Source organism: Sphingomonas sp. BAUL-RG-20F-R05-02, from assembly GCF_022662305.1.
GTDB lineage: Bacteria > Pseudomonadota > Alphaproteobacteria > Sphingomonadales > Sphingomonadaceae > Sphingomonas.
Genome location: NZ_JAKNQH010000006.1, coordinates 86,797 through 112,165 on the forward strand (window position 1 = coordinate 86,797; position 25,369 = coordinate 112,165).

General features: G+C 67.2%; 16 protein-coding genes. 11 read left to right on the forward strand and 5 right to left on the reverse strand.

The window, feature by feature from the left end:
- The first annotated feature begins 9 nt into the window (after nucleotides 1-9).
- From L8F97_RS14350 to L8F97_RS14370, 5 genes are read left to right on the forward strand one after another with little or no spacing between them, the layout of a single operon-like run.
- Nucleotides 10-720: an acetylxylan esterase gene (locus L8F97_RS14350; protein ID WP_242151457.1), complete on the forward strand. Its 711-nt coding sequence runs from the start codon at nucleotides 10-12 to the stop codon at nucleotides 718-720.
- A 44-nt stretch (nucleotides 721-764) separates the two neighbouring features.
- Nucleotides 765-2,213, forward strand: coding sequence for a family 43 glycosylhydrolase (locus L8F97_RS14355; RefSeq protein WP_242151458.1), 1,449 nt, complete (start codon nucleotides 765-767; stop codon nucleotides 2,211-2,213).
- A gap of 44 nt (nucleotides 2,214-2,257) precedes the next feature.
- The gene (locus L8F97_RS14360) at nucleotides 2,258-3,334 is read left to right on the forward strand and encodes an alpha/beta hydrolase (RefSeq protein WP_242151461.1); all 1,077 of its coding nucleotides are present in this window, start codon (nucleotides 2,258-2,260) and stop codon (nucleotides 3,332-3,334) included.
- 9 nt (nucleotides 3,335-3,343) lie between these two features.
- Nucleotides 3,344-5,365, forward strand: coding sequence for a glycoside hydrolase 43 family protein (locus L8F97_RS14365; RefSeq protein ID WP_242151469.1), 2,022 nt, complete (start codon nucleotides 3,344-3,346; stop codon nucleotides 5,363-5,365).
- Nucleotides 5,362-7,458, forward strand: a complete 2,097-nt coding sequence (locus L8F97_RS14370; protein ID WP_242151478.1) for a tetratricopeptide repeat protein — start codon at nucleotides 5,362-5,364, stop codon at nucleotides 7,456-7,458. Before L8F97_RS14365 ends, L8F97_RS14370 begins: the two co-directional genes overlap by 4 nt.
- 10 nt (nucleotides 7,459-7,468) lie before the next feature.
- Here L8F97_RS14370 and L8F97_RS14375 read toward each other — a convergent pair whose 3' ends face one another.
- From L8F97_RS14375 to L8F97_RS14395, 5 genes are all read right to left on the reverse strand, one after another.
- Nucleotides 7,469-9,370, reverse strand: a complete 1,902-nt coding sequence (locus tag L8F97_RS14375; protein ID WP_242151484.1) for an NPCBM/NEW2 domain-containing protein — start codon at nucleotides 9,368-9,370, stop codon at nucleotides 7,469-7,471.
- Between the two features lie 78 nt (nucleotides 9,371-9,448).
- Nucleotides 9,449-11,881, reverse strand: coding sequence for a glycosyl hydrolase family 95 catalytic domain-containing protein (locus L8F97_RS14380; RefSeq protein ID WP_242151488.1), 2,433 nt, complete (start codon nucleotides 11,879-11,881; stop codon nucleotides 9,449-9,451).
- A 37-nt stretch (nucleotides 11,882-11,918) separates the two neighbouring features.
- Complete coding sequence (locus tag L8F97_RS14385; RefSeq protein ID WP_242151491.1) at nucleotides 11,919-14,405, reverse strand: glycoside hydrolase family 9 protein; 2,487 nt, start codon at nucleotides 14,403-14,405, stop codon at nucleotides 11,919-11,921.
- Between the two features lie 189 nt (nucleotides 14,406-14,594).
- Nucleotides 14,595-15,449 (reverse strand): oxidoreductase, encoded by an 855-nt coding sequence (locus tag L8F97_RS14390; protein ID WP_242151492.1) that lies wholly within the window; start codon nucleotides 15,447-15,449, stop codon nucleotides 14,595-14,597.
- 109 nt (nucleotides 15,450-15,558) lie between these two features.
- Entirely contained in the window at nucleotides 15,559-15,705 is a 147-nt protein-coding gene (locus tag L8F97_RS14395) for a hypothetical protein (RefSeq protein WP_242151496.1), read from the reverse strand.
- Between the two features lie 271 nt (nucleotides 15,706-15,976).
- On the opposite strand from L8F97_RS14395, the gene L8F97_RS14400 reads away from it, so the two are divergent.
- The 6 genes from L8F97_RS14400 to treF all read left to right on the forward strand — a co-directional run bounded on the left by L8F97_RS14400 (nucleotide 15,977) and on the right by treF (nucleotide 25,353).
- The gene (locus L8F97_RS14400) at nucleotides 15,977-16,798 is read left to right on the forward strand and encodes a D-alanyl-D-alanine carboxypeptidase family protein (protein WP_242151499.1); all 822 of its coding nucleotides are present in this window, start codon (nucleotides 15,977-15,979) and stop codon (nucleotides 16,796-16,798) included.
- A gap of 130 nt (nucleotides 16,799-16,928) precedes the next feature.
- On the forward strand, nucleotides 16,929-17,426 hold the full coding sequence (locus tag L8F97_RS14405) for an RNA polymerase sigma factor (RefSeq protein WP_242151503.1): 498 nt from the start codon (nucleotides 16,929-16,931) through the stop codon (nucleotides 17,424-17,426).
- Nucleotides 17,323-18,378 carry a FecR family protein gene (locus L8F97_RS14410; protein ID WP_277924986.1) on the forward strand — a complete coding sequence of 352 codons (1,056 nt, stop codon included), beginning with the start codon at nucleotides 17,323-17,325 and terminating at the stop codon, nucleotides 18,376-18,378. The genes L8F97_RS14405 and L8F97_RS14410 overlap by 104 nt, the downstream gene beginning before the upstream one ends.
- A 141-nt stretch (nucleotides 18,379-18,519) precedes the next feature.
- Nucleotides 18,520-21,108 carry a TonB-dependent siderophore receptor gene (locus L8F97_RS14415; RefSeq protein ID WP_242151509.1) on the forward strand — a complete coding sequence of 863 codons (2,589 nt, stop codon included), beginning with the start codon at nucleotides 18,520-18,522 and terminating at the stop codon, nucleotides 21,106-21,108.
- A gap of 152 nt (nucleotides 21,109-21,260) precedes the next feature.
- A complete protein-coding gene (locus L8F97_RS14420) occupies nucleotides 21,261-23,690 on the forward strand; it encodes a TonB-dependent receptor (protein WP_242151512.1) in 2,430 nt (809 codons plus the stop codon).
- A gap of 61 nt (nucleotides 23,691-23,751) precedes the next feature.
- Complete coding sequence (gene treF, locus L8F97_RS14425; protein WP_242151515.1) at nucleotides 23,752-25,353, forward strand: alpha,alpha-trehalase TreF; 1,602 nt, start codon at nucleotides 23,752-23,754, stop codon at nucleotides 25,351-25,353.
- The last annotated feature ends 16 nt before the right edge of the window (nucleotides 25,354-25,369 follow it).

The window sequence follows — 25,369 nt, forward strand, 5'->3', positions numbered from 1 at the left end:
AGATATCTGATGGTTTCGAGACAAAGAGAGAGCTTCCGGCTTCCGCTGCTTGCCGCGATTGCCGCCGCCGCGCTGTGTGGGGGCGGCGCAGCCACGGCTCAGACCACCACGCCCGACCGGCTCGCACCCTATTTCCAGCCGGTCACGACGGGGGCGAAGGCGCCGGATGCGGACGGCTTTCTCCAGCGCTGGCTGCTGCTCGAACCGATCGTCAAGCCAAACCGCAGCAATTCGGGCTTCACCGGCAGCTACGTGCGCACCGCGCTCACCACCAAATATTTCCCGGGCCAGATGACGGCGGTGCCGCGTGACGGCGACACGGTCACGGTGGCCACGCCGCTGCGCTGGCATGCGCTCGACGCGGTGCCGTTCGACGTGAAGCTGTTCAACTTCGCGCAAGCCCTGGGCAAGCCGACCTATGGCGTGATCTTCCAGGCGGTCACCGTCATCACCAGCCCGCGTGAGCGCAGGAACGTCCGGCTCGCGGTCGGCTCCAACGCTGCGTCGATGTGGTGGCTGAACGGCAAGGAAGCGGTCACGCTGTCGGGCGACCGGCGCATGGTGATGGACGACGTGCTTTCGCCCCGCATCACCTTGAACAAGGGCCGCAACGTCCTGCGCGGCGCGGTCATCAACGGGCCGGGCCTGAGCGATTTCTGCGTCCGCTTCGTCGATGAGGACGGCAAGCCGATCCGCGACATCACCGTGGACGTGAAGTGATGCGCATCCGCCATCCCCAACCCGCACCGAAGGCAGGAACCGCCATGAAGCATTTCGCCACCGTCGCGCTTGGCCTTGCGGCGTTGATTACCGGCACCGGCGGCGCGCACGCGCAACTGGCCGGCGAACCCTTCATCCACGATCCCTCCACCATCACGCTGTCGGACGGGAAATACTACACGTTCGGCACGGGTCGCGGCGGGCTGGTGTCCGAAGACGGCTGGACCTGGCACAGCGGTGGCGAGCGGCCCGGTGGCGGCGTCGCGCCCGATGTCGTCAAGATCGGCGATCGCTACTACGTCGCCTATGCGGTCGGCGGCGGCGGCATGAACGGCGGCCACGCCAGCGACGTCAAGGTGATGTGGACCAAGTCGCTCGACCCCAAGTCGCCCCAATTCGGCTACCACGATGTCGGCACGGTCGCGTCGAGCGACGGTGTCGAGGATGCCGACGCGATCGATCCCGCTTTCCTCTACACCGGGGGCCACCTGTGGCTCAGTTACGGCACCTATTTCGGCTTCATCCGCATCGTCGAGCTTGACCCCAAGACCGGCGGCCGTCTGCCCGGCAACCAGCCGGTCGACGTCGCGATCGACATGGAGGCGACCGACCTGCTGTTCCGCGACGGCTGGTATTATCTGCTCGGCACGCACGGCACCTGCTGTGATGGCCCCAATTCCTCCTACAACATTCGTGTCGGCCGCGCGCGCTCACCGACCGGACCGTACCTCGACAACATGGGCGTGCCGCTGCTGAAGGGCGGCGGCAAGCTGGTGATCGACGGGCGCGGGCGGGTGTTCGGCCCTGGGCATTTCGGCCTGATCGACCTTGGCGGCGGCACCGAGAAGTTCTCGATGCATTACGAAGCCGACATGGATCGCAGCGGTCGTAGCGTGTTGGCGATCCAGCCGCTGCTGTGGCGCGACGGCTGGCCGATGGCGGGTGAGAACCTCAAAGCGGGCACCTATGAGATCGCGTCGGAGCGGAGCGGCAACGCGCTTCAGCTCGACGTGGATTTCGTGCGTATCCCCTTCGACTTCCGGCGCTCGTTCTTCGCCAAACCGGGCGAGCCGATCGTACCGATCCCGGACCAGACGCTTGCACAGGATTCGGCCGGCTGGCCGAGCGGCCGTGTCGCGGTCGATATGGGCGAATACATGATCCGCCCGCACCAGCAGTGGACGATCACCCCGGTCGCCGATGCAGGCGGCTACATGGGCGCACCCTATTACAAGATCCTGATCGCCGGCACGACCCGCGCACTCGCCGCCACGCCGGACAATGAGGTCGAGGCGGTGCCCGCCTTCACCGGTGCGCCTGCGCAATTGTGGCGGATCGACCAGTTGACCGACGGCAGCTACCGCATCTCGCCGAAGCTCCGCCCGACAGACGGCGGCGACCTTGCGCTGATGGCGATCGGTGCAAGCACCCCGACGCTCGCCGCCTTCGATCCGACGAGCGACAAGGGCCGCTGGACGTTCAAGACCCCCTGATCCGTCACCCGCTCACCCCGTTCCGCTCGCAAGGACTTCCCACGATGCCCTCGATCCGCTCCCGCTTCCGCCATTGGCCGCTCGCGCTGCTGCTCACCGCCGCCATGCCGGTCGCGGTCGCGGCGCAGGTCGCCACCAACCCGCCGCCCGCCGTGCCCAATGCGCGGCCGGTGACGATCGAGCACATCAAAGTCCACGCGCCATCGATCGAAGGCAATCTCGAAGGGGAGTCGGCGGATCGCGACGTTCTGGTGGTGCTGCCGCCGAGCTACGCCGCGTCGCCGAAGCGACGGTATCCGGTGGTGTACGCGCTGCACGGCTATTCGATCGGCGCGGAGCAGTGGAGCAAGGAAATCCACCTGACCGAGGCCAGCGCCGGTGCGTTCGCCAAGGGCAGCAAGGAGATGATCCTCGTCCTCCCGGATTCGAAGACCATCCATAACGGCTCGATGTATTCGAGTTCGATGACGACCGGCGACTTCGAGACGTTCGTGTCGCGCGACCTGATCCGCTATATCGACGCGCACTATCGCACCATCGCCAACCGGGACAGTCGCGGTCTCGCCGGACATTCGATGGGCGGCTACGGCACCGCGCGGATCGGCATGAAGCACCCGGACATGTACGGCGCGATCTATATGATGAGCCCGTGCTGCCTCTCCGCGCGGACCGCCGGCACGATCGACCCGGCGGCGGCGGCGACGCTGGAGGCGTTGAAGTCGCCCGCCGACTCCGCGACGCTCCCGTTCATGCTGCGCGCGCAGCTTGCCTCCGCCGCGGCGTGGTCGCCCGACCCGAAGGCGCCGCCGCTCTATCTCGATCTGCCCACCAAGAACGGCGTCGTGCAGCCCGATGTCCTCGCGAAATGGGCAGCGAACGCGCCGCTCGCCTTCGTCGATCAGTATATCGGCAACCTCAAGCAATACCGCGCCATCGCCATCGACGTCGGCGATCAGGACGGGCTCAAGGTCGATGCCGCCAAGCTGCATCAGGTGATGACAGATTACGGGATCGCCAACAGCTTCACCATCTACCCCGGCACGCATACCAGCAACGTCGCGACGCGCGTTCAGGAGAATGTGCTGCCATTCTTCAGTGCCAATCTGAAGTTCGAGCGGTAAGACGGCAGGATGACGAATACGGTTAAGCTTTGCGCGCGGACACGGCGTGCGCTGATCGCGGGCATTTGCGTGCTGGTCGCACCATGGAGCGTGATGGCGGCGCAAGGCCCGACCTGGACCGCCGATAACGGCAACGGCACCTACACCAACCCGTTATTCTACGATGAATTTTCCGATCCGGACATGATCCGGGTCGGCGACGATTTCTACCTCACCGGCACGACCATGCATGCGATGCCGGGCCTGCCGATCCTCCATTCGAAGGACATGGTGAACTGGGATTTCGTCGGCTACGCGCTCGACACGCTCGATCTCGGCCCGGCGTACCGGCTGGAGGGCGGCAAGAGCATTTACGGACAGGGCATATGGGCGCCGAGCTTCCGCTATCACGACGGCACCTTCTACATCTTCAGCAACGTCAACCACGCCACCACGCAGATGTTCACCGCACGCTCGCCCAAGGGGCCGTGGACGCGCACGCCGATGAAGCGGACCTTTCACGACCTGTCGGTGCTGTTCGACGATGACGGCAAGGTCTACGTCGTATGGGGCTATCAGGAACTGCATCTCGCGCAACTCGACGCCAGCCTGACCGACATCGTGCCGGGCAGCGAGCGGATCATTACCCAAAAGGGCACCGGCCTCGGCGAGGGATCGCATTTCTACAAGTTCGGCAAGACCTATTACATCACCACCGCCGAATATGCCGGCAGCTTCCGCATGCCCGCCGCGCGCGCGCCCTCGCCGCTCGGTCCGTGGGAGATCAATCCGTCGATCAGCGAGCATGAGGATTTCGGCGAGCGCAAGGGCTATCACCTCGCCGGCGGCAAGGATGTCGCGCACATCCTCCCGCCGGATCCTAGTGACCGCGACCACCTGTCGATGCATCAGGGCGGCATCATCCAGACACCGAAAGGCGACTGGTGGGGCTGGTCGATGTTCGAGGGCAATTCGGTCGGCCGGCTGACCGCGCTGTCGCCGGTGACGTGGAAGGATGGCTGGCCGTATTTCGGATTGCCCGGCAATCTTGGGCGTTCGCCCCGCACCTGGGTCAAGCCGATCGCCTCCAGCGCGCCGCCACACGCGCCTTACGTGCGCAGCGACAGCTTCGACGGCAAGCTCAACGCGGTGTGGCAGTGGAACCACGTGCCGGATCCCACGCACTGGTCATTGAGCGAACGGCCGGGCGCGCTACGCCTGCACACCCTGCCCGCGGCCGATTTCCTCGCGGCCCGCAACACCCTCACCCAGCGCGCGATCGGCCCGCAATCCACCGTCACGGCGGAACTCGACGCGAGCGGCCTTGTCGACGGCGATGTCGCCGGGCTCGCCCTCCTCGACCGCCCCTATGCATGGCTGGGGGTGGAGCGCAGCGCGAGCGGCCTTTCGATCGTGCGGTTCGACGAAAATGGCGCCCGCGTGGCAGTCGCTCCGCTGCGCGGTAGCCACCTGTGGCTGCGCGCCGCGTGCGACTTCGACAGCGAGCAGGCCCGCTTCAGCTATTCGAGCGACGGCCAGCACTTCACCGATCTCGGGCCGGACTTCACGATGGTCTATCAGTTGATGACCTTTCAGGGTGTCCGCTACAGCCTGTTCGCATACAATCAGCGCGGCGTTGCCGGCGGCCATGCGGACTTCGCCAGATTCGACGTTCACGAAGCCAGACCGGAAAGCCGCCCGGCCATTCCGTATGGTAAGGACATTACGCTGCGCCCGATTGGCGAAACGCACACGCCGGCATTGTTGCAGCCGCGTTTCAGCGTTCAGGATCGCACGCTTGGCCGGATCGCGCTGGTACAGGGTAGCCGCGCGTTGACGGTCGCCGCAGATGGCGGTGTATCGCTGGCGCCGGTTGGACCTGGCCCCGCGCAGACGTTCCAGTGGATGGAGAGCATGAGCGGCGGCGCGGTGCTGATGTCGCTCCAGACCAACCGCTATCTTCACGTCGATGCCGCCACCGGAACGCTGCGCGCCGACAGCCCCGGGCCGACCGCCGACAATGCCGACCTATCCCGCTTCACGGTGCGATGACGCCGCGCGAGCTGCTGGGCGCAGCGCTCCGCCACCACCAGAGCGGGCAGCTCGACGCGGCGGAGCAAGGCTATCGTGCCGTGCTGGCGATCGAGCCGCGCCATGCCGATGCTCTGCATCTGCTCGGCGTGATCGCGCATCAACGCGGCGATAACGACAACGCGCGGCGGCTTATTGCGGACGCGATCGCCCAAAACGACCGCGTCGCGGCGTTTCACAACAACCTCGGCAACGTGCTGGTCCAGCTCGGCCGGCATAGTGAGGCGGGCACCGCCTACGCCCGCGCGGTGCAGCTTCAGCCCGCCCATGCCGAGGCGCACGCCGGGCTGGCCGGCGCGCTCGCCCACCAGGGAGAATTGCCCGCCGCGCTCGCCGCGATCGACCGCGCCATCACGCTGCGGCCGCACGATGCCGGCAAACACGTCAACCGTGGCAATATCCTCGCCGCGATGGGCAGCGGCGAAGCGGCGATCGCAAGCTATCGCCGGGCGATCGAACTGGACGCAAAGCTGCCCGCCGCGCACAACAATCTCGGCCTTGCGCTTGCCAAACGCGAGGACTTCAGTGGGGCGGTGCACTGCTACCGGCACGCGATTACGATCGCTCCCGACCATGCGGACGCCTATCTCAACCTTGGGAACGCCTTGCAAGAAATCGGAGATGCCGCCGGCGCGGCGGATGCCTACCGCGCCATGTTGTCCCGCTGGCCTGACCGCGCGGATGCACGGCTGGCGCTGGCGATGACGGCGATTCCGATGATGCCGCGCACCGCCGACGCGGCAGCGGCAACGCCCGGTGCGTTCGCCGCCGCGCTGGACGATCTCGCCGCATGGGCGAGCCGCGCGCCGACCGGCCTGCATGCGGTCGCTGGAACCAGCCAGCCTTTCTACCTCGCCTACCGCAACGGCGACGTGACCGCGCCGCTACGCCAATATGGCGATCTGGTCGCCACCCCAGCGCCCGCGTCCCCACGCCACGCGTCGCCCGGTGACGGTCGCATCCGCCTAGCGATCGTCAGCGCGCAGGTGCGCGATCATCCGGTGTGGCGGATCATCCTCAAGGGCCTGCTCACGCATCTCGACCGCAGCCGGTTCGCGGTGACGCTCTATCACCTCGGCACAATGTCCGACGCGCAGACGAAATGGGCGGCGAACACTGTCGATCACTTCGTCACCGGCGCCCGCCCGGCGACGGCCTGGCAGGCGGTGATCGCGCAAGACCAACCCGACATCATCCTGTACCCGGAAGTCGGCATGGACGCGGTGACCGGCGCGCTTGCGGCCAAGCGCCTCGCCCCGGTGCAGGCCGCCTTCTGGGGCCATCCGATCACCACCGGGCTGCCGACCATCGACCTGTTCTTCAGCGGCGCGGCGCTGGAAGCCGCCGATGCCGACCAACACTATCGCGAGCGGCTGGTCCGGCTGCCGCGCACTGGCGTCTGTCTCGACTGGCACGCCGGACCTGCCGAGCCGTGGCGCGGGCCGCCCCGTTCGCCGGGTACCGTCCGCTTCGCAATCTGCCAGCAGCCGATCAAGTTCGATCCCGCCGATGACGCGCTGCTGGCGCGGATCGCGCGCGACGCCGGCGCTTGCGAGTTCTGGTTCGTCATGCCGCACCGCCAGCGATGGGCCGGCGAGCAGCTCATCGAGCGCCTCCGCGCCAGCTTCGCGCAAGCCGGTCTGGACCCGGATAGCTACATTAAAACGACCGAGTGGATGACCGCGCCGGCCTTCAACGGCTTTCTCGACGCGATGCATGTTTATCTCGATTGCCCCGCCTTTTCCGGCTTCACCACCGCGTTGCAGGCGCTCCAGCGCGGCCTGCCGATCGTCACGCTGGAGGGCCGCTTCCTGCGCCAGCGCCTTGCCGCCGGGTTGCTGCGCGACCTCGGCGTGCCCGAGGGGATCGCAACCTCCCCCGACGAGTATGTCGCGCGCGCCACCGGCTGGGCGGCCCAAGCGCGCGACGCCGCCGGCTGGGCAGACGCCCGCGAAACGCTGCGTGGGGTGGCGGCAGGTGTGGTCCCCGACCCCGCGCCGATCCGCCAAGTCGAGGCAGCGCTGCTCGCCTGCCTCGACACCCGCCCGGCCTGACGCTGCTCGCTCAGCGCGTCAGCAGCGCCGCGTCGGCCCATGTCACCGGCAGTGCCGCCGCACCGGCCGTGTCCGCCCGTGCGACCAGCTCGATGATCTTCACCCCCGTGACATCGGCGGTGATCGGCTGCCCCGCCTGCCCCCATTTCACCGCACGGCTGGTGGCGAGTGGCTTGCCGTCGCCATAGACCGTGAACGTCGCCGCGCGATCCGTGTCGCGCGCGGAATCGTTGACACCGACGGTGGCGGTGAACCGGCGATACCCGGCGTTGCGAACCTCCAGCCGGGAGTTCGCCAGCACGCCGATCCCGGTCGCGAACAGCTTGCCGTCGATCTCCAGTGCCTCGCCATACGGCGCGCTGTCCGGCTGTGCACCGCCCCAGCCCGCGTAGATCGGCCGCTCGCCGCTACCGCGCGTGCCCTGCCAGCCGCTTGCCGACCGGTGGATCGTCGGGTCCGGCACGGGCTGCACCACGCCGTCCACCGCCGGGTTTACGTTGCCCGGCTGCTCGGACAGGTAGAGGCCGTTGTCGAGACCATGCGTCCCGTGCGCGCGGAACAGCAACGTCTGGTGACCATCGAGGTGCAGCTTCACGGTATCGCGGAAGCTACGCCGCGCACCCGTCCACAGATCAACCAACGCAATGTCGGTCGCGTTCCTGAACTTCATGTGCGCGGCGGTCAGGTCGACGTCGATGGGCACGCCGCCACGGTTGAACACCGCCACCGCCTTGTCGCCGTTGCTCAACGTCTTGACGAAGATCTGCAACTCGTCGCTGTCGAACGCGACCACCGCCTGATTTCCGGCCGGGTCCTGATCGACCGCGATCACCTCGGCATTGCCGAACACGTCGAGCAACGCCTTGGGTGCGGTGCGCAGATCCATGCCGATCATCAGCGGCGCGTTGATCATCGCCCACATCGACAGGTGTGATCGCGCCTCGGTCAGGTGCGCCGCGTCGAAATCGCCCTTGCCGATGTACAGCATGTCCGGGTCGTTCCACGATCCCGGATGCGCATACAGCGCCCGCTTCGCCGCACTGTCGAAATTGGTGAGCATCCGCCCCCAGGTCGGGTTGATATCGTCGCTCGTACGCGAGATGTTGCCGAAATCCTTGCCCCAGCTGCGCACGTTGGCCGCGCCCCAGATGCACAGCGACAGCAGGTAATCGCCGTCCGGATTGTCGCGCACCAGCGCGGCGTTGATCTGCCGGAACAGCGACTGCACCGCCGGGATGTTCGATCGCGCGACAAATTCCATGTTCAGGATCGGCGGCAATGCGCGGTATTTGCCCGATACCACCTTCTCGCTGTCCGCCCCAAAGGCGCGCAGGCCACAGCCGTCCACCTTGATGAAGTCGAACCCCCATTTGGCGAAGTACAGTCCGATATCCTGATCGATATGGCCGTAAAGCCCAACCTCCCGCTCGGCGACCGTGCCCTTGGGCAGATCGGTATCATCGGGCGAATAGGCCTGCGAACAGGTGTTGCGGCCAAGATCGGAGTAGATCCCCGCCTTCAGCCCCATCGCGTGCAGCCGGTCGGTGACCGGCCGGAAGGATGGATCGGCACCCGCCTTAACGGTTGAGGGCCAGCGTGCCGAACGGATCAGGAGCTGGCCATCGGTCACCCGGCGTTGCGCCCACCAGCCGTCGTCGATGTTGACGTAGCGATAGCCCTTCGCCGCCAAACCGTTCCGAACGAGCGCCTGCGCCGAACCGAGAATCTTGTCCTCGTCGATGTCCGTCGCGAAGGCGTTCCAGCTGCTCCACCCCATCGGCGGGGTCTGCGCGCGGCCCGCCGAATACGCACTCCACCGGCTCGTCGGCGCGAGCGGGTCGTCCTTCGCCTGCGCGGTCGTTGCGGTGGCGACCGCCAACAGTGCGATGATCGCGCCGCTTACCGTCTTCATGATATCACGTCTCCCCTTCATCGGCGGACTCCGCGCGCTTACGCAAACGATGGCACGATCAGCCCCGTCGAGCCTCTATCAAGTCCAGCGCCGCGTGTATCGCCCTGATGACGCGATCTCGACCTTGTAGCGTTCGGCACCATGCCGGATGGCGACGCTCATTCCCGCCGGTCCCTGGATCGTCAACGCCGAAGGCCGACCGCCCCGCCACGCCAGATCGACGCGCAACCCGCCGCGCGCGCGAAAGCCCGCGATCGACCCTTCCGGCCAGGCGGACGGCAGCGCCGGCAGCAGGTGGAGTTCGCCGCCCCAGGATTGCAGCACCATCTCCAGGATAGCGGCACTGCCGCCGAAGTTGCCGTCGATCTGGAACGGCGGGTGCGCGTCGAACATGTTCGGATAGGTGCGCTTGGGTCCGAGCAGACCCGTCAGCACGGCATGGGCATGGTCGCCCTCCCCCATTCGCGCCCACAAACACGCCCGCCACGCGGTCGCCCAGCCAGTGGAGAGATCGCCGCGCCGGCGCAGGCTCACCTTGGCGGCCTCGATCAGGGCTGGCGTGTCGCGCACGTTGATTTGCCCGCTCGGATAGACGGCGTAGAGGTGGGAAACATGGCGGTGGTGCGGCTCGGGCGCTTCAAGGTCCCAGTCCTCCAGCCATTCCTGTAGCTGCCCGGCCTTGCCGATCCGGTCCGGCGCGATCCGCGCGCGCGTGGCCTCGACCTGCTGCAACCACGCATCGTCCCGCTCGAGCCGGCGCCCGGCGACAAGCGTGTTGGCGAACAGGTCGCGGATGATCTGCCGGTCCATGGCCGGGCCGATGCACAGCGACGATCCGAACGGATGCATGTTCTCCGGCGACAGCGACGGCGACGTCACCAGCCCACGTCCCTTCGGGTCTTCGATCAGCGTGTCGAGGAAGAAATGCGTCGCCCCGCGCAGCAGCGGGTACACCCGCGCGAGCAGCGCCGTCTCGCGCACATGATCCCAATGGTCGAACAGCGCGTTGCACAGCCATGCACCGCCGCACGGCCACAACCCCCACAGTGGCCCGTCGATCGGCGCGGTCGCGCGCCACAGATCGGTGTTGTGGTGCGCCACCCAGCCGCGCGCGCCGTACATGTCGCGCGCGGTCTGCGCACCGGTGACCGACAGATCCTCGACCATGCGCAGCAACGGTTCGGTGAGCAGGCCCAGCGCGGCGGGATCGGCCGCCCAATAGTTCATCTCGGTATTGATGTTGATCGTATATTTGCTGCCCCACGGCGGGCTGGTACCCTCGTTCCAGATCCCTTGCAGGTTGGCCGGCTGCGTTCCCGGCCGCGACGACGCGATCAGCAGATAGCGGCTATAGTGCAGGTACAGCGCGGCAAGGCCGGCATCGCTGCCGCTTTCGCCGCCCGCGATCCGCTCGTTAGTGGGCAGCGCCGCCGCCGCACTGGTACCGAGGTCGATCTTCAGCGCACCGAACAACGCACCGTGATCGGCGATGTGGCGCGCGCGCAGGGCCGCATAAGTCTGTTGTTCCGCCGCCTTGCCTGCCGCCCGCGCCTTGGCGATCGCATCGCCGCCGGTGTCGCGGAAATTCACAAAGCTGGTCGCGGCACTGATCAGCAGCGTGACCGCCTTGGCCCCGCGCACGTGCAAGCCGTCCGCGCCCGCGACGATCCTGCCATCGCCCAACGCAACGACGCGAAGCGCATAGTGCAACCCGGCAGGAATGCCGCTGGAGGCGACGTTGCGCCCGGTGATGAGAATCGCACCGGCGCCGTCCGCCGCGATCGTGACGTCCGGCGGCAACGCGCCCGCATCCACACGCAGCAGCCAGTCGGTCGCGACGACGCCCTGCGGCAGTGTCCCCTCGGCGAACTGCTCGCGCGGCGTTGCCACCACACGCGGTGCACGATACGCCAGATCGAAGTCGAGCCGTCCGCCCGCCGCCTCCAGCCGGACGACCACCACCTGATCCGGGTGCGACGCGAACACCTCGCGCGTGTACCGCGCCGCCCCTTCGGCGAAGCGCGTAGCGGCGATTCCCGAAGCGAGGTCCAGTGCGCGGCGATACTCGGTCGGCTCGCGCGCCCCGGCAAAGTTCAGCAACAGATCGCCGAGCGAGCCATACGGCATCTGCGCGATCGGCTTGCCCATCATCTTGGCGGAGGCGAGGTCGGTGGCCTCCTTGTAGCGCCCCGCCGCCAGCAGCGCGCGCACCTCCGGCAGCGCCGCCAGCGCCTCCGGATTATCGGCGCGGTAGGGCGAGCCGGCCCAGAGCGTGTCCTCGTTGAGCTGCAAACGCTCCTGCCCGACCCGGCCGAACACCATGGCGCCAAGCCGCCCGTTGCCGACCGGCAGCGCCTCGGTCCACGCGCCCGCCGGTTGCCGGTACCACAGCCGCTCGTCGGCCCGACGCTCCGCCGCGCGCGCCGCCAGCAGCGCCGGCGTCATCACCGCGAGGCCCGCCGCCAGCGCTTCGCGCCGGTTGATGTCGAACGGTGCGTCGATCGCTGCCAACGTCGTCTCCTGAACCGGCTTCACCCGTTTTGCCGGCTTACGGCTTTTCGGTGGTCGCCGCCATCGCCGCGCGCGCCGCGAGGATATAGGCGGACGTCGTGCTGACGGTATATTCGTTCTCGAACCACAGGAACGGCCAGTCGGTCTTTACCTCCGGAAAGTCCGGTTTGACGATCAACATGCCCGGCTCCAACCCGCCCGGGATGAAGCTGTAGTCGGCGCGGTTGTGACCGTAGCCGATCAGTTTCGACGCGGTGCCGACGGTGGAGACGAACGACAGATTGTTCGCGGGATGCCGCCCCAGCACATAATCGATCGCGTTCAGCGTGTATTCGGTGCCGACCAGTTCCGGGAATGCCTGATGCAGCAGATACATGGTCGTGCCGAAGCTGACGACCTGGTTGGACCCGGCCCACGACCCCTCGCTGATCGGTACGCCGAACGGGTTGTTGACGACGGTGCTGTCCACCTTCGCCTTCATCGCCCGCACCAGCGGCGCAAGCTGCTGGCGGTAATCCGCGTCCATGAACGGGATCGCCCGGACCGCCGCGCCGCCGACCCATTCGAAATGCTGGCGGATCACCGGCAGCAACTGCCGCAGCCGCGTGGCATAGGTGCGATCGCCCTTGCTGGTGATGAGCAGTTCGACCGTGGCGACCACATTGGCGTTCTCGGCCGAGCGCGGCGATGTGGAATCGTCACGGCCGTCGCCGCCCTTGATCGTCCCGTTCTGCTGCTTCGCCCATAGCGCCTTGGCCGCGGCAAGTGCCTCCGCCGCCAGTGCCGGGTTGCTTGCGGAAAGCGCGCGGCTGGAACTCGCCAACGCACCCGCGATCGACAGGTCGTTCGCCGGAAGGTCGGTGGTGAACGCCCAGCGATCATCGGGCTTGCCGGACGCGCCGTCCTTGCGCTCGTCCGGCTTCAGCGCCGGGTCGTAGAGCAGGCCGTCGGTCTGCGAGCCGGAGTCCCCCAGATGCGCATATTGCCGTAGCGTCGGATCGACGATGCCGACGATGGCATGACCGAACGTCTTGTACTGGGCGAGCAGTTGCAGCGTGCCGTGGGTGATCTGCTGCACCGCATCCTCGACGCCATCGGGCTTGCGGATCTCGACCGCGCGCGCGGCTTCGTCGACGCTGGTCTCGTCCCAGTCGAGCCCGAACAGTTCGCGCGCCCACACCAGATCGCGGATGACCGACGCATTCTCGGGCGTCTGGATGTCATAGTCGCCGGCATCCTGCCAGCCGCCCACCGCCAGCCCGGGAATATGCTCCCCCGCCTTGAACGGAGAATCCAGGTTGGGGCCCATCTTGTAGCCGTCGAAATGCACATGGTTGGCCGGTGCCTGCCGGGCATCATCAAGGTGCGAGGGTGCCGACCACACGCGGTACTGCTCGCGAATGCCCATATGGTCCATCTGTTCGGCAAGGAAGGTGTCGAGTGAAGCCTGCCAGATGTGGCCGTAGGCGTCGGCAGCGATCCGGAACGGGTTGGTCGTGGCGCCTGCATAGGAGATGGCATAGACGCCCGGCTCACGCACGCTGGAGAAATCGAACGCGGCGTAATTGTAGCGCGTCCAGCGTCCGCGCGGGATCAGCGTGGCGCGCAGCACCGGTTCCTTGCGGCCGTCGGCGGTGAGCTTGACCAATTCCGCTTCCTTGGGCGCGTTGAAATTGGGGTCGAGCTCGATCATCGCAACCTTGCGGCGATCCGGCGTATAGCCCGCTTGATTGAACGACACGACCGGCTGACGCACCCAGTTCTTCTCGACATTGGGGCGGACGTGCCACACGATCGCATTCTCGCGCGCGCCGGCGGGCACCAGCGATCGCACGACGAACCAGCCGTTCTGCGCGCGATTGCGGGCATCGTAGATCGCGAGCGGCGCCTTGTCGGAGGTGATGGTGACTCGCGTCAGCGGGTCCTCCGGCGCGAGCGTGAGCGACTTGCCGCCCGATGCCATCGGCAACGGATCGCCGGACCCGTCCTTCGCCATCGGGCCGGTGGGATGGCGCGGGAACAGGCCGGGCGCCGTGTCCATCAGATACGTCTTGCCGAAATACGCCGACGGCAAGAAATCCAGGTTGAAGCCGACCTTGCCCGCCAGACTGGCGGGCAGCGGCTGATCAAGATCGACGGCGATGCGGAAACCCTCGCCCTCGGCCGTGACCTTCACGTTGTAGGCGAGGTTCTGCGCCTTGTAGGCGGAGCGCACCACCACCTGGTTCGGCTCGCTGCCAAGCGTGCGGCTGATGAAGGCGGGTACCGGCGCCCATTGCTCGGGCGTCTTGTCGAGGCGAATGGCGCCATCGGTGGCGATCCGGTCGCCATGCAGCACGATCTGGATGCCGGCATTCTTCTCGTCAAAGAAGATCGGGCTGAACTGGTTCTGGTCGATGATGACGCTCAGGCCCTGCGTCTCCAGGGTCTGCGCCGGGGTCACCGCCAAAGTTTGCGCCTGTACCGCGCACGCACAGTTCAGCATGCTCGCAGACGCGAGCAGCGCGATGATCGATCGCTTCACAGGTTCCCTCTCCGCTTATTGGTAGCGCTATCTTTATCGAAGCTGTCATCTACCAGAGCTTGGGTCAACCCAGAAAAACGCCGTCACTGCCAGCATTTGCGCCTCGAGCGGGGTTATAGAACCCCGCCCGTTGATGGCGCTACCAAACTGCCGAGCCCGTTGTGGCGAGCCCAGCAGCGGGGCAGCGCTTCAATCCTGTGCGGCGTCCGGGAAGTCTGTCGCAAGGCTTTCGGCGCGCTGGCTTTCGATCTCGTCGATACGCTCCCGAAGCTTCGCGGTTGCGGCATCGATGCCGAACTTTCCAAGCACGAAATGGCGTGGCGCTTCCGCGCGCTCGGTAAGGTCGATGATCGCCTGCGCCGCACGGACCGGGTCGCCCGGTTGATTTCCGCTGTAGCCGCTGGTCGTCTTCATCCGCGCAGCGGCGGTGTCGGCGTAATCCGCGATACGGCTTTCGGTCTGCTTCAGCGAGCGGCCCGCCCAATCGGTGCGGAACGGCCCCGGTTCGACACAGGTCACCTTGATCCCGAGTCGCCCGACCTCGGCCGCAAGCGCGTCCGACAGCCCCTCGACCGCATGCTTGGTCGCGGCGTAATAGCCGGAGGCGGCAAAGCCGATCAGGCCGCCGACCGAAGTGATGTTGATGACATGGCCGGAACGCTGCTCGCGCATGATCGGCAGCACGGCGCGTGTCAGCGCGAACAGGCCGAAGACGTTGACGTCGAATTGCGCGCGGATCTCGGCGTCTTCCCCCTCCTCGACCGAGCTTTGGTAGCCGTAGCCCGCGTTGTTGACGACAATGTCGATGCGGCCGAAATGTGCCTTGGCGGTGGCGACGGCGCTATCAATCTGATCCTGCCGGGCAACGTCGAGATCGAGCGCCAGCCCGCGATCACCCGCATGCTCCACCAGATCCGCCACGCGGTCCGCTCCACGCGCGGTAACGACAGCACGATGACCGCGATCGAGCACCAGTTTGGCAAGTTCGCGGCCGAACCCGGTCGAACAACCGGTGATGAACCATACGGGGGTTTCATGGGGCATGGCAGACTCCGTTTCGAAATGTCACCGTTGAAACGGCCGAAACGCACCGCGGGTCCGCCATCCGCGACCGAACACCCAGTCTCGCCAAGCCGTTGGTCTGGCGACGGCTCTATTTGTCGGTAAACCGTTTCACCTTCACCGGCAGATCCTTGCCCTTGGTGCGACGCGACGGAACCTGCACCGGGTGCTTCTTCTTCCATTCGGCAAAGGTCATCGGCCCGTCGGGCGTGTCGATCATCAGGTCGTCGGTGCTCATGTCGGCGGCTCCAGGTCATGGCGGATGGCGTCCGGCGGACGCGCGGGGGTGTCGCACGATACCCGAACCACGATCAAGACGCCTCTGAGATGTGCGCCGCGAAGCGTGGATCGGAAAGCATTTTCCCGGTCCGCATGGTGATTCCGTTTTGGAAAACTGCGGTGATGCCCCATGTGGCGCAAGCTCCCGTTCAGGTCGGGTCTGCCACCGATACCGTTGTGATCGTTCAGGAAATGCAATGTTCTGTTTAGCGCGTGTCCAGCCAGGACGCTTGTTCGCCACAGCATCCGCCGTCGCGCTTGCGCTGGCCGCACAGCCCGCGCTCGCCCGACGCGCGGCGGAGCGCCCGGTGTCGGAAATGCTGTTCAACGCATCCAGCGGCAAGCTGCTCTACGCCGAGCAGCCCGACGTGGTGCGTCACCCCGCATCACTCACCAAGATGATGACGCTGTACCTGCTGTTCGACGCGCTCGACGCCGGCAAGGTTCGGCTCGACGATGCGGTGCCGGTTTCGCGTAACGCCGCGCGACAGCCCCCGTCGCGGCTGGGTGTTCCTGCCGGCCGATCGGTATCGGTGCGCACGGCGATCTCGGCGATGGCGGTGCGGTCCTCCAACGACATGGCGGTCGCGATTGCGGAGAAGCTTGCCGGCAGCGAGGCCCGCTTCGCCATGTTGATGACCGCGAAGGCGAGGCAGCTCGGCATGAGGAACACCAGCTTCGCGAATGCAAGCGGGCTGACCAATCCCGGCAACCTCACCACCGCGCGTGACATGACGAGGCTCGCGGTGGCGCTGCTGAAGAACCACCCGCGCCAGTATCCGGTCTTCTCCGCGCGCTCGATCACTTGGCAGTCGCATCGGCTCGCCAGCCACGATCACCTGCTTGGCAAGATCAGCGGCGTGGACGGGATCAAGACCGGCTATACCGTGGACTCAGGCTACAACATCGTCACCTCGGCGGACCGGGGTGGCGTGCGGATCATCGCGGTCGTTCTCGGCGACACGTCCGTGCAGGCGCGGGACCTGCGCGTGGCCAACCTCGTCGAACTGGGGTTCACGTCGCCTCCGACCGGGCGCCGGCGGCGGCGCTGATGCGGTCCGGATTAGCCGCCGCACCGGGCTTGCTGGCCAGGCACGCCGGTGGCACACAGCGGCGATGGAACGCGAGAGAACGTCCATGTTCGGGAGGATGCCAGTCGACGATCCGGTGACGGATCGGCGCATGGTACTGACACGCCTCGCGCAGACCTACGACCGCGCGCTGAGCAGGTTCTTCGAACGGCGCGTGAGCGTGAAGGCCGACGTACCCGATCTGGTGCAGGACGTGTACCTGCGCCTCAGCCGTATGCCGGACCCGGCCGGCATCGAAAAGCCCGAGCATTTCCTCTTCGTGACCGCCGCGAACGTGCTGAAGGATCGCGCGCGGCGCGGTGCGGTGCGCGGCGGCGGGCTGCATGACGAGATCGACGACGAGATCGCCGGTTCGGAGATTTCGCCGGATCGCGTCTTGGAAAGTAGGGAGGCGGCGCATCGCTTGCAGGCGGTGTTGCTGGAGCTTCCCGAGCGAACGCGCGACGTGTTCGTGCTGCGCGTGCTGGAGGGATTGAAGATGGCGGATGTCGCCCGCGCGATCGGCATTTCCACGCGCGCTGCCGAAAAGCATCAGGCCAAGGCGCTCGCCCACGTCACCGACGCCCTGGAGGATTGGCGCCATCGCTGAGGAGCTATCGCAGGCGGCGGCCGATTGGCACGCGCGGCTGCCGCAGGCCGGCGCTAGTGAGCGCGCCGCGTTCGTGGCTTGGCGCGCCGCCAGCCCAGCCCATGCCGCCGCGTACGACCGAGTGCAGGCCGCGCTTGAGGGCGCGCAGGGACTGGCGGAGGAAGGCCCCCTGCTTGCGCTTCGTCAGCAGACGCTCGCGCGCACGATGCTGGCGGGCCGATCGCCGCGCCCGCGGTGGGGGATGATGGCGGCGGGCGCGCTGGTGCTGGTGGGCGCGCCGCTTGCCGCCTTCGGTATCCGGGCGTGGACCACGCCCGCGCCGCAGGTCGTTACACGAACCTTCCGCACCGGCATCGGTCAGCAGGCAAACGTGACGCTGCCGGACGGATCGATGGTGACGCTCGACACCGACAGCGCACTCACCGTCTGGTACGGGGGTAAGGCGCGCGCCGCCAGCCTTAGCGGACAAGGCTGGTTCCGGATCAGGCCGGACGATGCTCCGTTCCGGATCAGCGCCGGCGGACGAGACTTCACTACGCGCGCGGGCACCTTCGATGTGCGGACCGACCCCGGCCGCGTTCGGGCTTTCGCGAACACAGGGCATCTCACGCTCGAAAGTGACGATTCAGCGGTCGCGCTGGCGCCCGGCAAGTTGCTGGCGGTGCAGGGCAGCGATGTCGTCATTCGCACGCTCGACGATCCGGTTGCCTTCACCGGCTGGCGCAGCGGACACCTGCAATTCGCCGACACGCCCCTGTCGGAGGCGGTGGGCGAGTTCAACCGGTATCGTACCCACCCGATCCGGCTGGCGGATGCGCGCGCCGGGGCGCTGCGGATTTCCGGGGCGTTTCGCACTACCGGCGCGTCCGCCTTCGTCGGCGCGCTCGCCACCGGCTTTCCGGTGCGCGTCGAACAGGACGCGCGCGATGGCATCGTCATCTCCGCGCGCTAAGCCTACAAAAAATATCGCCGCTCGGTTCGGAGTTCTGACGGCGCTGCGTCTTTGCTGTCGGGAGCCCCGCGCGTGACGGGGCCGCTGCGAGGGAGGCGTGGATCATGGATAGCGTTTGCGTTCGCCGCGTGCCTGATCGCGATGCCCATCCACGCTGCGTCGCACCCTTCCCCGCTGTTCGACATCCCCGCCGGCGATCTGGCCGATGCGCTGGTGGTGTTCGCCCGGCAGAGCGGGCGGCAGATCCTGTTCGCGCCCGCGCAGGTGCGTGGACGCCGGGCACCGCCCGTGCATAAGCGGATCGACCCGGATCGCGCGCTGGCGCGGTTGCTCGCCGGCAGCGGGTTTCGCGCGCGGTCGGCCCCGGGTGGCGCGTATCTGCTCGAGGCCGTCCCGATGCCGACGCGGCCACACCGCCCCGCCGCGCCCATGCCAGCGACCGCGCCGGTGGATGTTGCGCAGATCGCCGACATCGTCGTGGTCGGCACCCCCGGCGGCGGCAGCACGCGGCAGGCGGCGGCGTTCGCGGTTACGTCGGTGCCGCGCACCGCGATCGACCAGCTGGGCGCACCCGCCACCGCCGACGTGCTGCGGCTGGTGCCGGGGCTGACGATCGAGACATCGGGCGGCAAGAACGGTGCGAACATCTTCGTGCGCGGCTATCCGTCGGGTGGGGATGCCGAATACGTCACCTTCCAGACCGAGGGGGTGCCGTATTTCCCGCCCGCCACCCTGTCGTTCCTGGAGAACTCGCAGCTCTACCGCATCGACGAGAGCGTGCAGCGGGTCGAAGCGGTGCGCGGCGGCACCGGCGCGCTGCTCGCCTCCGGACAGCCCGGCGCAACCGTCAACGTGATCCAGCGCGAGGGCGGCGACCGGCTCGCCGGGCTGATCAAGACGAGCGTGATCGACGATGGCGAGGTACGCGCCGATGCCTACCTGTCCGGGCCGATCGGCCCGCGCACGCATGTCATGGTCGGCGGCTATGTTTCGCGCGGGGACGGTATCCGCTCGCCCGGATTCGCGGCGGATCGTGGCGGGCAGATCACCGCCAATCTGCGGCAGGATCTCACACGCGGATCGGTGTTGCTGTTCGCGCGCTATCTCGATGATCGCAGCCAATGGTTGCTGCCGATCCCGGTCAAGCAGACCGGGCGCAGCATCGGCGCGTATCCGGGGTTCGACCCCGGCACCGGTACGCTCGCCGGGCCGGATACCCGCACCGGCACCCGGAACGACGGCGCGCGCTACGATCTCGACGACGGGCGCGGCGCGCGTATCGTCAACCTCGGCGGCAATGTCGAACTGCGGCTCGGCGACACGGTGACGCTGCGCGACAAGGCGAGCTGGCTGACGGGCGATGCCGACACCACCGGCCTCGTCTCCGACAATGTGCCGCCGGAAAGCGCCGCCGCCTATGCCGCGCGGATGGGCGGAACGATCGCCAGCCTCGTCACCGTGGCGGACGGCCGCGCGGTATCGCCGTCGCAGGCGGTGGTGCGTGCCGGCATCTGGACGGTGGACAAGCGTATCGACGCTTTGGTCAACGACGCGACGCTGGAATGGGCGACGGGGCCGAGCAAGGCGACGGTCGGCGTCTACGCCACCAGCTACGGATCGCGCGACCATTGGGACATCGGCAACACGCTGCTGCTCACCGCGACACCACAGGCGCGGCGGCTCGATATGACGCTGGCGGGTGGCGCGGTGGTAACGCGCGACGGCTTCGCGAGCGGATCGAGCTTCCTGGTCGATGCGCGCTATCGTGGGCGCGATCTCGCCTTCTACGGTGTCGAGGAAGTCAAACTCGGCAAATGGCTGCGGCTCGATGGCGGCGTGCGGCACCAGCGCCACAGCGTCAACGGCAGCGCGCGCGACACGACGGCGGCGGGCGCAGGCGGCCCCGATGGCGATCCGCGCACCCTGTACGACAATGCCAACGTGGTATTCACCGATACCCGCACGCCGGTGCGCTATCGCGGCGGGGCGTGGTCATGGACGCTCGCTGCCAATGCGGATGCCACCGCCCGTTTCGGAGCGTTCGCGCGGTTCAGCCGGGGCACCAGCTTTCCGTTCTTCGACAATCTGCGCGACGGCATCACGCTCGCGCCGCAGATCGACACCATCGAGGGCGGGGTGAAGCTGACCGGTCCGCTCAGCCTGTATGCGACGCTGTTCCGCAACACTTTCCACGGGCTTGCCACCACCGTGATCGCCAGTGGCGCGCCAATCGCCTCGGTCGGCGGTGCGCGCGCGACCGGCGTGGAGCTGGACGGGACGTGGCGGGTGGCGCCGCCGCTGTCGGTGGCGTTCACCGGCACTTGGCTGGATGCGCGCTACCGGCGGTTCTTCACCGACGCTGGCCGCACCGATCTCAGCGGCAACCGCGTGCAGCGCCAGCCGGTGTGGCAATGGCGCGTCACGCCGACGTGGGATTTCGCGGTGGCGAGGCGCAAGGCGAGCCTGTTCACCACGCTCGCCTATATGGGCGATCGCTGGTCCGACGTGCAGAACCAGCAGTTGCTGCCGGGTTTCCTCAAATGGGATGCCGGCGCGACGCTCGACGTGTCGCCACGGTGGCGGGTGCAGGCCAGCGCCGACAATCTCACCAATGCGATCGGCCTGACCGAGGGCAATCCGCGCACGCTAGGGCAACAGGCGCCGGGCGCGATCTTCGCGCGGCCGATCCCGGGGCGTTCGGTCAACCTCTCCACCAGTTACCGGTTCTGAACGTGAGCCACCCGCACCCACCCTAATCATCCGGGCCTGCGTACATCCCGCCCGAATGTCCCGCGCCGGCACCCGCCCGGCGCGCCGGCTGCATGCGCCACGCAGCGCACCGCCGCCCCCAAAACAAAAAGACCATCAGGAGGACTTCCCCAATGATCCGTACCCACACCCTCACCCTCGCGCTGCTCGCCGGCACCGCGCTCGGCGCGGCGCCGGCGTTCGCGCAGGATACCACACCGACCAGCCCGATCGCGCCGCCCGCCACTGCGGATGCTGCGCCGATGCAGGACATCGTCGTCACCGGCAACGTCAACCGCGAGGGGCTTCGCAAGCTCGACGCGAGCTATTCGATCTCCACCGCCAGCGCCGAGCAGATCCGCGAAGTGCAGCCGACCTCGACCGCCGATCTGCTCAAGATCGTGCCGGGCCTGTGGGTGGAAAGCTCAGGCGGCAATGCCGGCGCGAACGTCTTCATCCGCGGATTCCCGTCCACCGGCGACGCGCCGTTCCTCACGCTCGAACTGAACGGTTCGCCGCTGGTCGCGCCGTCCGCGCTGTCGTTCATGGAGAACAGCTCGCTGTTCCGCCTCGACGATACGATCGAGCGGGTCGAGGTGCTGCGCGGCGGCCCCAGCCCGATCTTCTCGAACGGCCAGCCGGGCGCGACCACCAACTTCATCCTCAAGGAAGGCACGCAGGACCCGCACCTGTCGCTGCGCGCGACCTACGGGACCGAGGGCACCTATCGCGGCGACGTCGTGGCGCAGGGCCCGATCGACGCCAACACCACCTATATGCTTGGCGGGTTCTACCGCTATTCGGACGGGTTCCGCCACACCGGTTTCCAGGGTGATCTCGGCGGGCAGTTCACCGGCAGCATCACGCACAAGTTCGATGCCGGCAAGCTCACCGTCTACGGCCGCTACCTCGATGATCAGAACGCGTTCTACACGCCGATGCCGCTGGTCGAGAACAACGGCAAGTTCAGCACCTTCGCCGGCTTTGACGCACGCACCGACACTTTGGTCGGCAAGGAGATCGAGCATACGTTGATCGAGACCGGACCCGCCATCAACGGTGGTGCCACGCAGAAGAAGGCGGTCGACCTGTCACGCGGGCGCGGCGCGCGGCTCTACACGTTCGGCTCGAACTTCAGCTACGACGTGGGCGGCGGCTTCACCGTGCAGAACAACGTCAACTTCACCAAGGGCACGTCCGAGACGAACGCGCTGTTCACCGGATCGAACCCGCAGACGGTGGCGGATTATCTCGCCTCGGCGGGCGGCCCCGGCACGGTGACCTATGCCGGCACCGGCCAGGCACTGACCGGCGGCCAGCAGACCATCCAGGCCGGCATCTGGACGGTGCAGAAGCATATCCAGAGCTTCACCGACGAACTGAAGCTGTCCAAGGAGCTGTTTCAGGGCAACACGCTGACGCTGGGCGGCTATTACGCGCACGTCCTCGATCACGATACGTGGAACCTCGGCAACAACATCCTGCTCGCGCTCGAACCGCAGGCGCGCGTGCTCAACGCAAGCCTCGCCAACGGCACGATCCTGACCCGCAACGGCTTCACCAGCGGCAACAGCTACGACGTCAACGCACGCTACAAGAGCACCAACATCGCCGGCTATGTCAGCGACGAATGGAAGCTGGGCGCGCTGCGGCTCGACGGCGGCGTGCGCGTGGAGCGGGTGAAACTGCGCGATACGTTCGAGAACAGCTCGACCGGCGATCTCGATAACAACGCGCTCACCGCGTACAACAACGGCGCGACCTATTTGAACGGCACCTACACCACGGTGCGCTACAGCAAGACGCAGGTGTCGTGGACGGCGGGCGCGGACTATGCGTTCACCGGCAACCTCAACGGCTTCCTGCGGGCCAACCGGGGCGCGCTGCTGCCGCAGTTCGACGATCTGCGCGGCAACGCCACCACGATCCAGAACATCAAGCCGCAGACCGCCGACCAGTATGAGGCGGGCCTGAAGACCTCGACCCGGCTGTACGACGTGTACCTGACCGGCTTCTACAACCGCTTCCACAACCTGATCTTCCAGGACATCCGCAATATCAACGGCGTCGAGCAGAACGTCGTGCTGTTCGGCGGGTCGCGCGCCTATGGCCTGGAGTTCGAGGGTGCGGTGCGCCCGGTCGATGGCTTCCAGCTCGCCGTGCGCGGCGTGGTGCAGGACGGCAAGTTCAAGGATTTCGGGCCGAACTCGGGCAACGACGTCAACCGGCAGCCCAAGTTCCAGATCGCCGCGATCCCGTCGTACACGTTCCGCAGCGCGTTCGGTCAGGCGCGGCTGTTCGGCACGTTCACGCATATCGGCAACCGCTTTGCCGATATCGAGAACCAGCAGCGGCTCGGCAGCTACGAGACGCTCGATCTCGGCGCGTCGATCGACGTGAACGACCGCTTCTCGATTCAGGCGACCGTCGACAACGTGACCGATACGCTCGCGTTGACCGAGGGTAACGTCCGCACCGTTGGTGCCGCCAACGGCAACGGCTTCTTCCTCGGCCGGACGATCTTCGGCCGCCACGGCACGATCACCGCCGCGGTGAAGTTCTAAGTCTCTGTATCGCCGGCCGGGTCACCCACCCGGTCGGCACCTTTTATTCTATGAGGTTGTCATGATGCTCCGCCCATCGCTCGCGCTGGCGCTTGCCCTGCTCGCGCCAGTCGCTGCGACCGCGCGTCCGCAGCTTCCGGCGGACACCGCCCGCGCCGCGCAGACGCCCGAGGATATCTACGGCCCGCTGTACCGCGCGGTCGAACTCGCGCGCGTGTTTCCGGACAGCAAGACCTTCGCCGACATGGTGCCGCAAGGTACGCCCGCCGCGATCATGGCGGCATACCGCGCCGACGCGCCGAAGGATCGTGCAGCGCTTGCCGCCTTCGTCTCCCGCCATTTCCGCAAGATAGGCGAAACTGCCCCGAACAAGCTCACCATGCGCGAGCATATCCGCGCGCTATGGCCGATCCTCGCCAAGCCGCCGATGGCGGTGGTGCCCGGCTCCTCCGCACTGCAACTGCCGTATGCCTATGTGGTGGCGGGCGGGCGCTATCAGGAGATGTATTACTGGGACAGCTACTTCACCATGCTGGGCCTCAAGGCGGATGGCGAGAAGCCACTGATCGAGTCGATGCTCGCCAATTTCACCGCGCTGATCTCGAAGTACGGCCATATCCCCAACGGCACCCGCAGCTATTACCTGTCGCGTTCGCAGCCGCCGTTCCTCGCGCTGATGATGGACCTCTCCGACACGCATGACCCCGCCACCGATGCCGCACGCCTCGCCGCGCTGAAGGCGGAATATGCTTATTGGATGACGGGCGCGGGCTGTCTCGATGCGAGCGGCGCGTGCGAGCATGTCGTGCGGATGCCCGACGGCAGCCTGCTCAACCGCTATTGGGATGCCCGCGACACCCCGCGCGACGAATCCTATACCGAGGATGTCGCCACCTCCGCCACCGCCGGTCGCAACCCCGGTCAGGTCAATCGCGATCTGCGCGCGGGTGCGGAAAGCGGGTGGGACTATAGCTCGCGCTGGCTGGCCGACGGCAAGACACTCGCCACCATCCACACCACCGATATCGTGCCGGTCGATCTCAACAGCCTGTTGTGGAACCTCGAAACGTCGATCGCACGGCGCTGCACCGCTGTCGGCGATGCCGCGTGCGCGCGCGATTATACCGCGCGCGCCGCGAAGCGCTTGAGCGCGATCAACCGCTATCTGTGGTCGGCGACGGACAAGCGCTTCGTCGATTGGGATCGCACTTCCGCCAAGCCGACCCCGTCGATTAGCGCGGCGATGCTCTATCCACTGTTCGTCGGCCTCGCCACGCAGCAGCAGGCCGACACCACCGCCACGCTCACCGCGGCCAAGCTGGTCGCGCCGGGCGGACTGCGTACCACCACGCTCAGCACCGGCCAGCAATGGGACCAGCCCAACGGCTGGGCGCCGCTGCTGTGGGTCGGCGTGGCGGGGCTGGACCGCTACGGCAAGACCGCACTTGCCGAGGATCTCGCGCGGCGCTGGGTGCGCACCGTATCGACCTATTGCAATCGCACCGGGCGGATGATCGAGAAGTACGATGTCGAGACCGGCGCGGCAGGTGGCGGCGGCGAGTATCCGGTGCAGGACGGCTTCGGCTGGACCAACGGCGTCACGCAGGCGCTGCTCGATCGCTATCCCGCGCTCGATCCCGAGCGTGGCGACGCACACCCCTGACGAGGTCGCACGCGCC

Coding starts and splice junctions, on each gene's coding strand:
- L8F97_RS14370 (WP_242151478.1), top strand. CDS start 5,362: ATGACGCCGCGCGAGCTGCTGGGCGCAGCGCTCCGCCACCACCAGAGC.
- L8F97_RS14395 (WP_242151496.1), bottom strand. CDS start 15,705: ATGAGCACCGACGACCTGATGATCGACACGCCCGACGGGCCGATGACC.
- treF (WP_242151515.1), top strand. CDS start 23,752: ATGATGCTCCGCCCATCGCTCGCGCTGGCGCTTGCCCTGCTCGCGCCA.
- L8F97_RS14360 (WP_242151461.1), top strand. CDS start 2,258: ATGCCCTCGATCCGCTCCCGCTTCCGCCATTGGCCGCTCGCGCTGCTG.
- L8F97_RS14355 (WP_242151458.1), top strand. CDS start 765: ATGAAGCATTTCGCCACCGTCGCGCTTGGCCTTGCGGCGTTGATTACC.
- L8F97_RS14375 (WP_242151484.1), bottom strand. CDS start 9,370: ATGAAGACGGTAAGCGGCGCGATCATCGCACTGTTGGCGGTCGCCACC.
- L8F97_RS14420 (WP_242151512.1), top strand. CDS start 21,261: ATGATCCGTACCCACACCCTCACCCTCGCGCTGCTCGCCGGCACCGCG.
- L8F97_RS14405 (WP_242151503.1), top strand. CDS start 16,929: ATGGTACTGACACGCCTCGCGCAGACCTACGACCGCGCGCTGAGCAGG.
- L8F97_RS14365 (WP_242151469.1), top strand. CDS start 3,344: ATGACGAATACGGTTAAGCTTTGCGCGCGGACACGGCGTGCGCTGATC.
- L8F97_RS14390 (WP_242151492.1), bottom strand. CDS start 15,449: ATGCCCCATGAAACCCCCGTATGGTTCATCACCGGTTGTTCGACCGGG.
- L8F97_RS14350 (WP_242151457.1), top strand. CDS start 10: ATGGTTTCGAGACAAAGAGAGAGCTTCCGGCTTCCGCTGCTTGCCGCG.
- L8F97_RS14410 (WP_277924986.1), top strand. CDS start 17,323: ATGTCGCCCGCGCGATCGGCATTTCCACGCGCGCTGCCGAAAAGCATC.
- L8F97_RS14415 (WP_242151509.1), top strand. CDS start 18,520: ATGCCCATCCACGCTGCGTCGCACCCTTCCCCGCTGTTCGACATCCCC.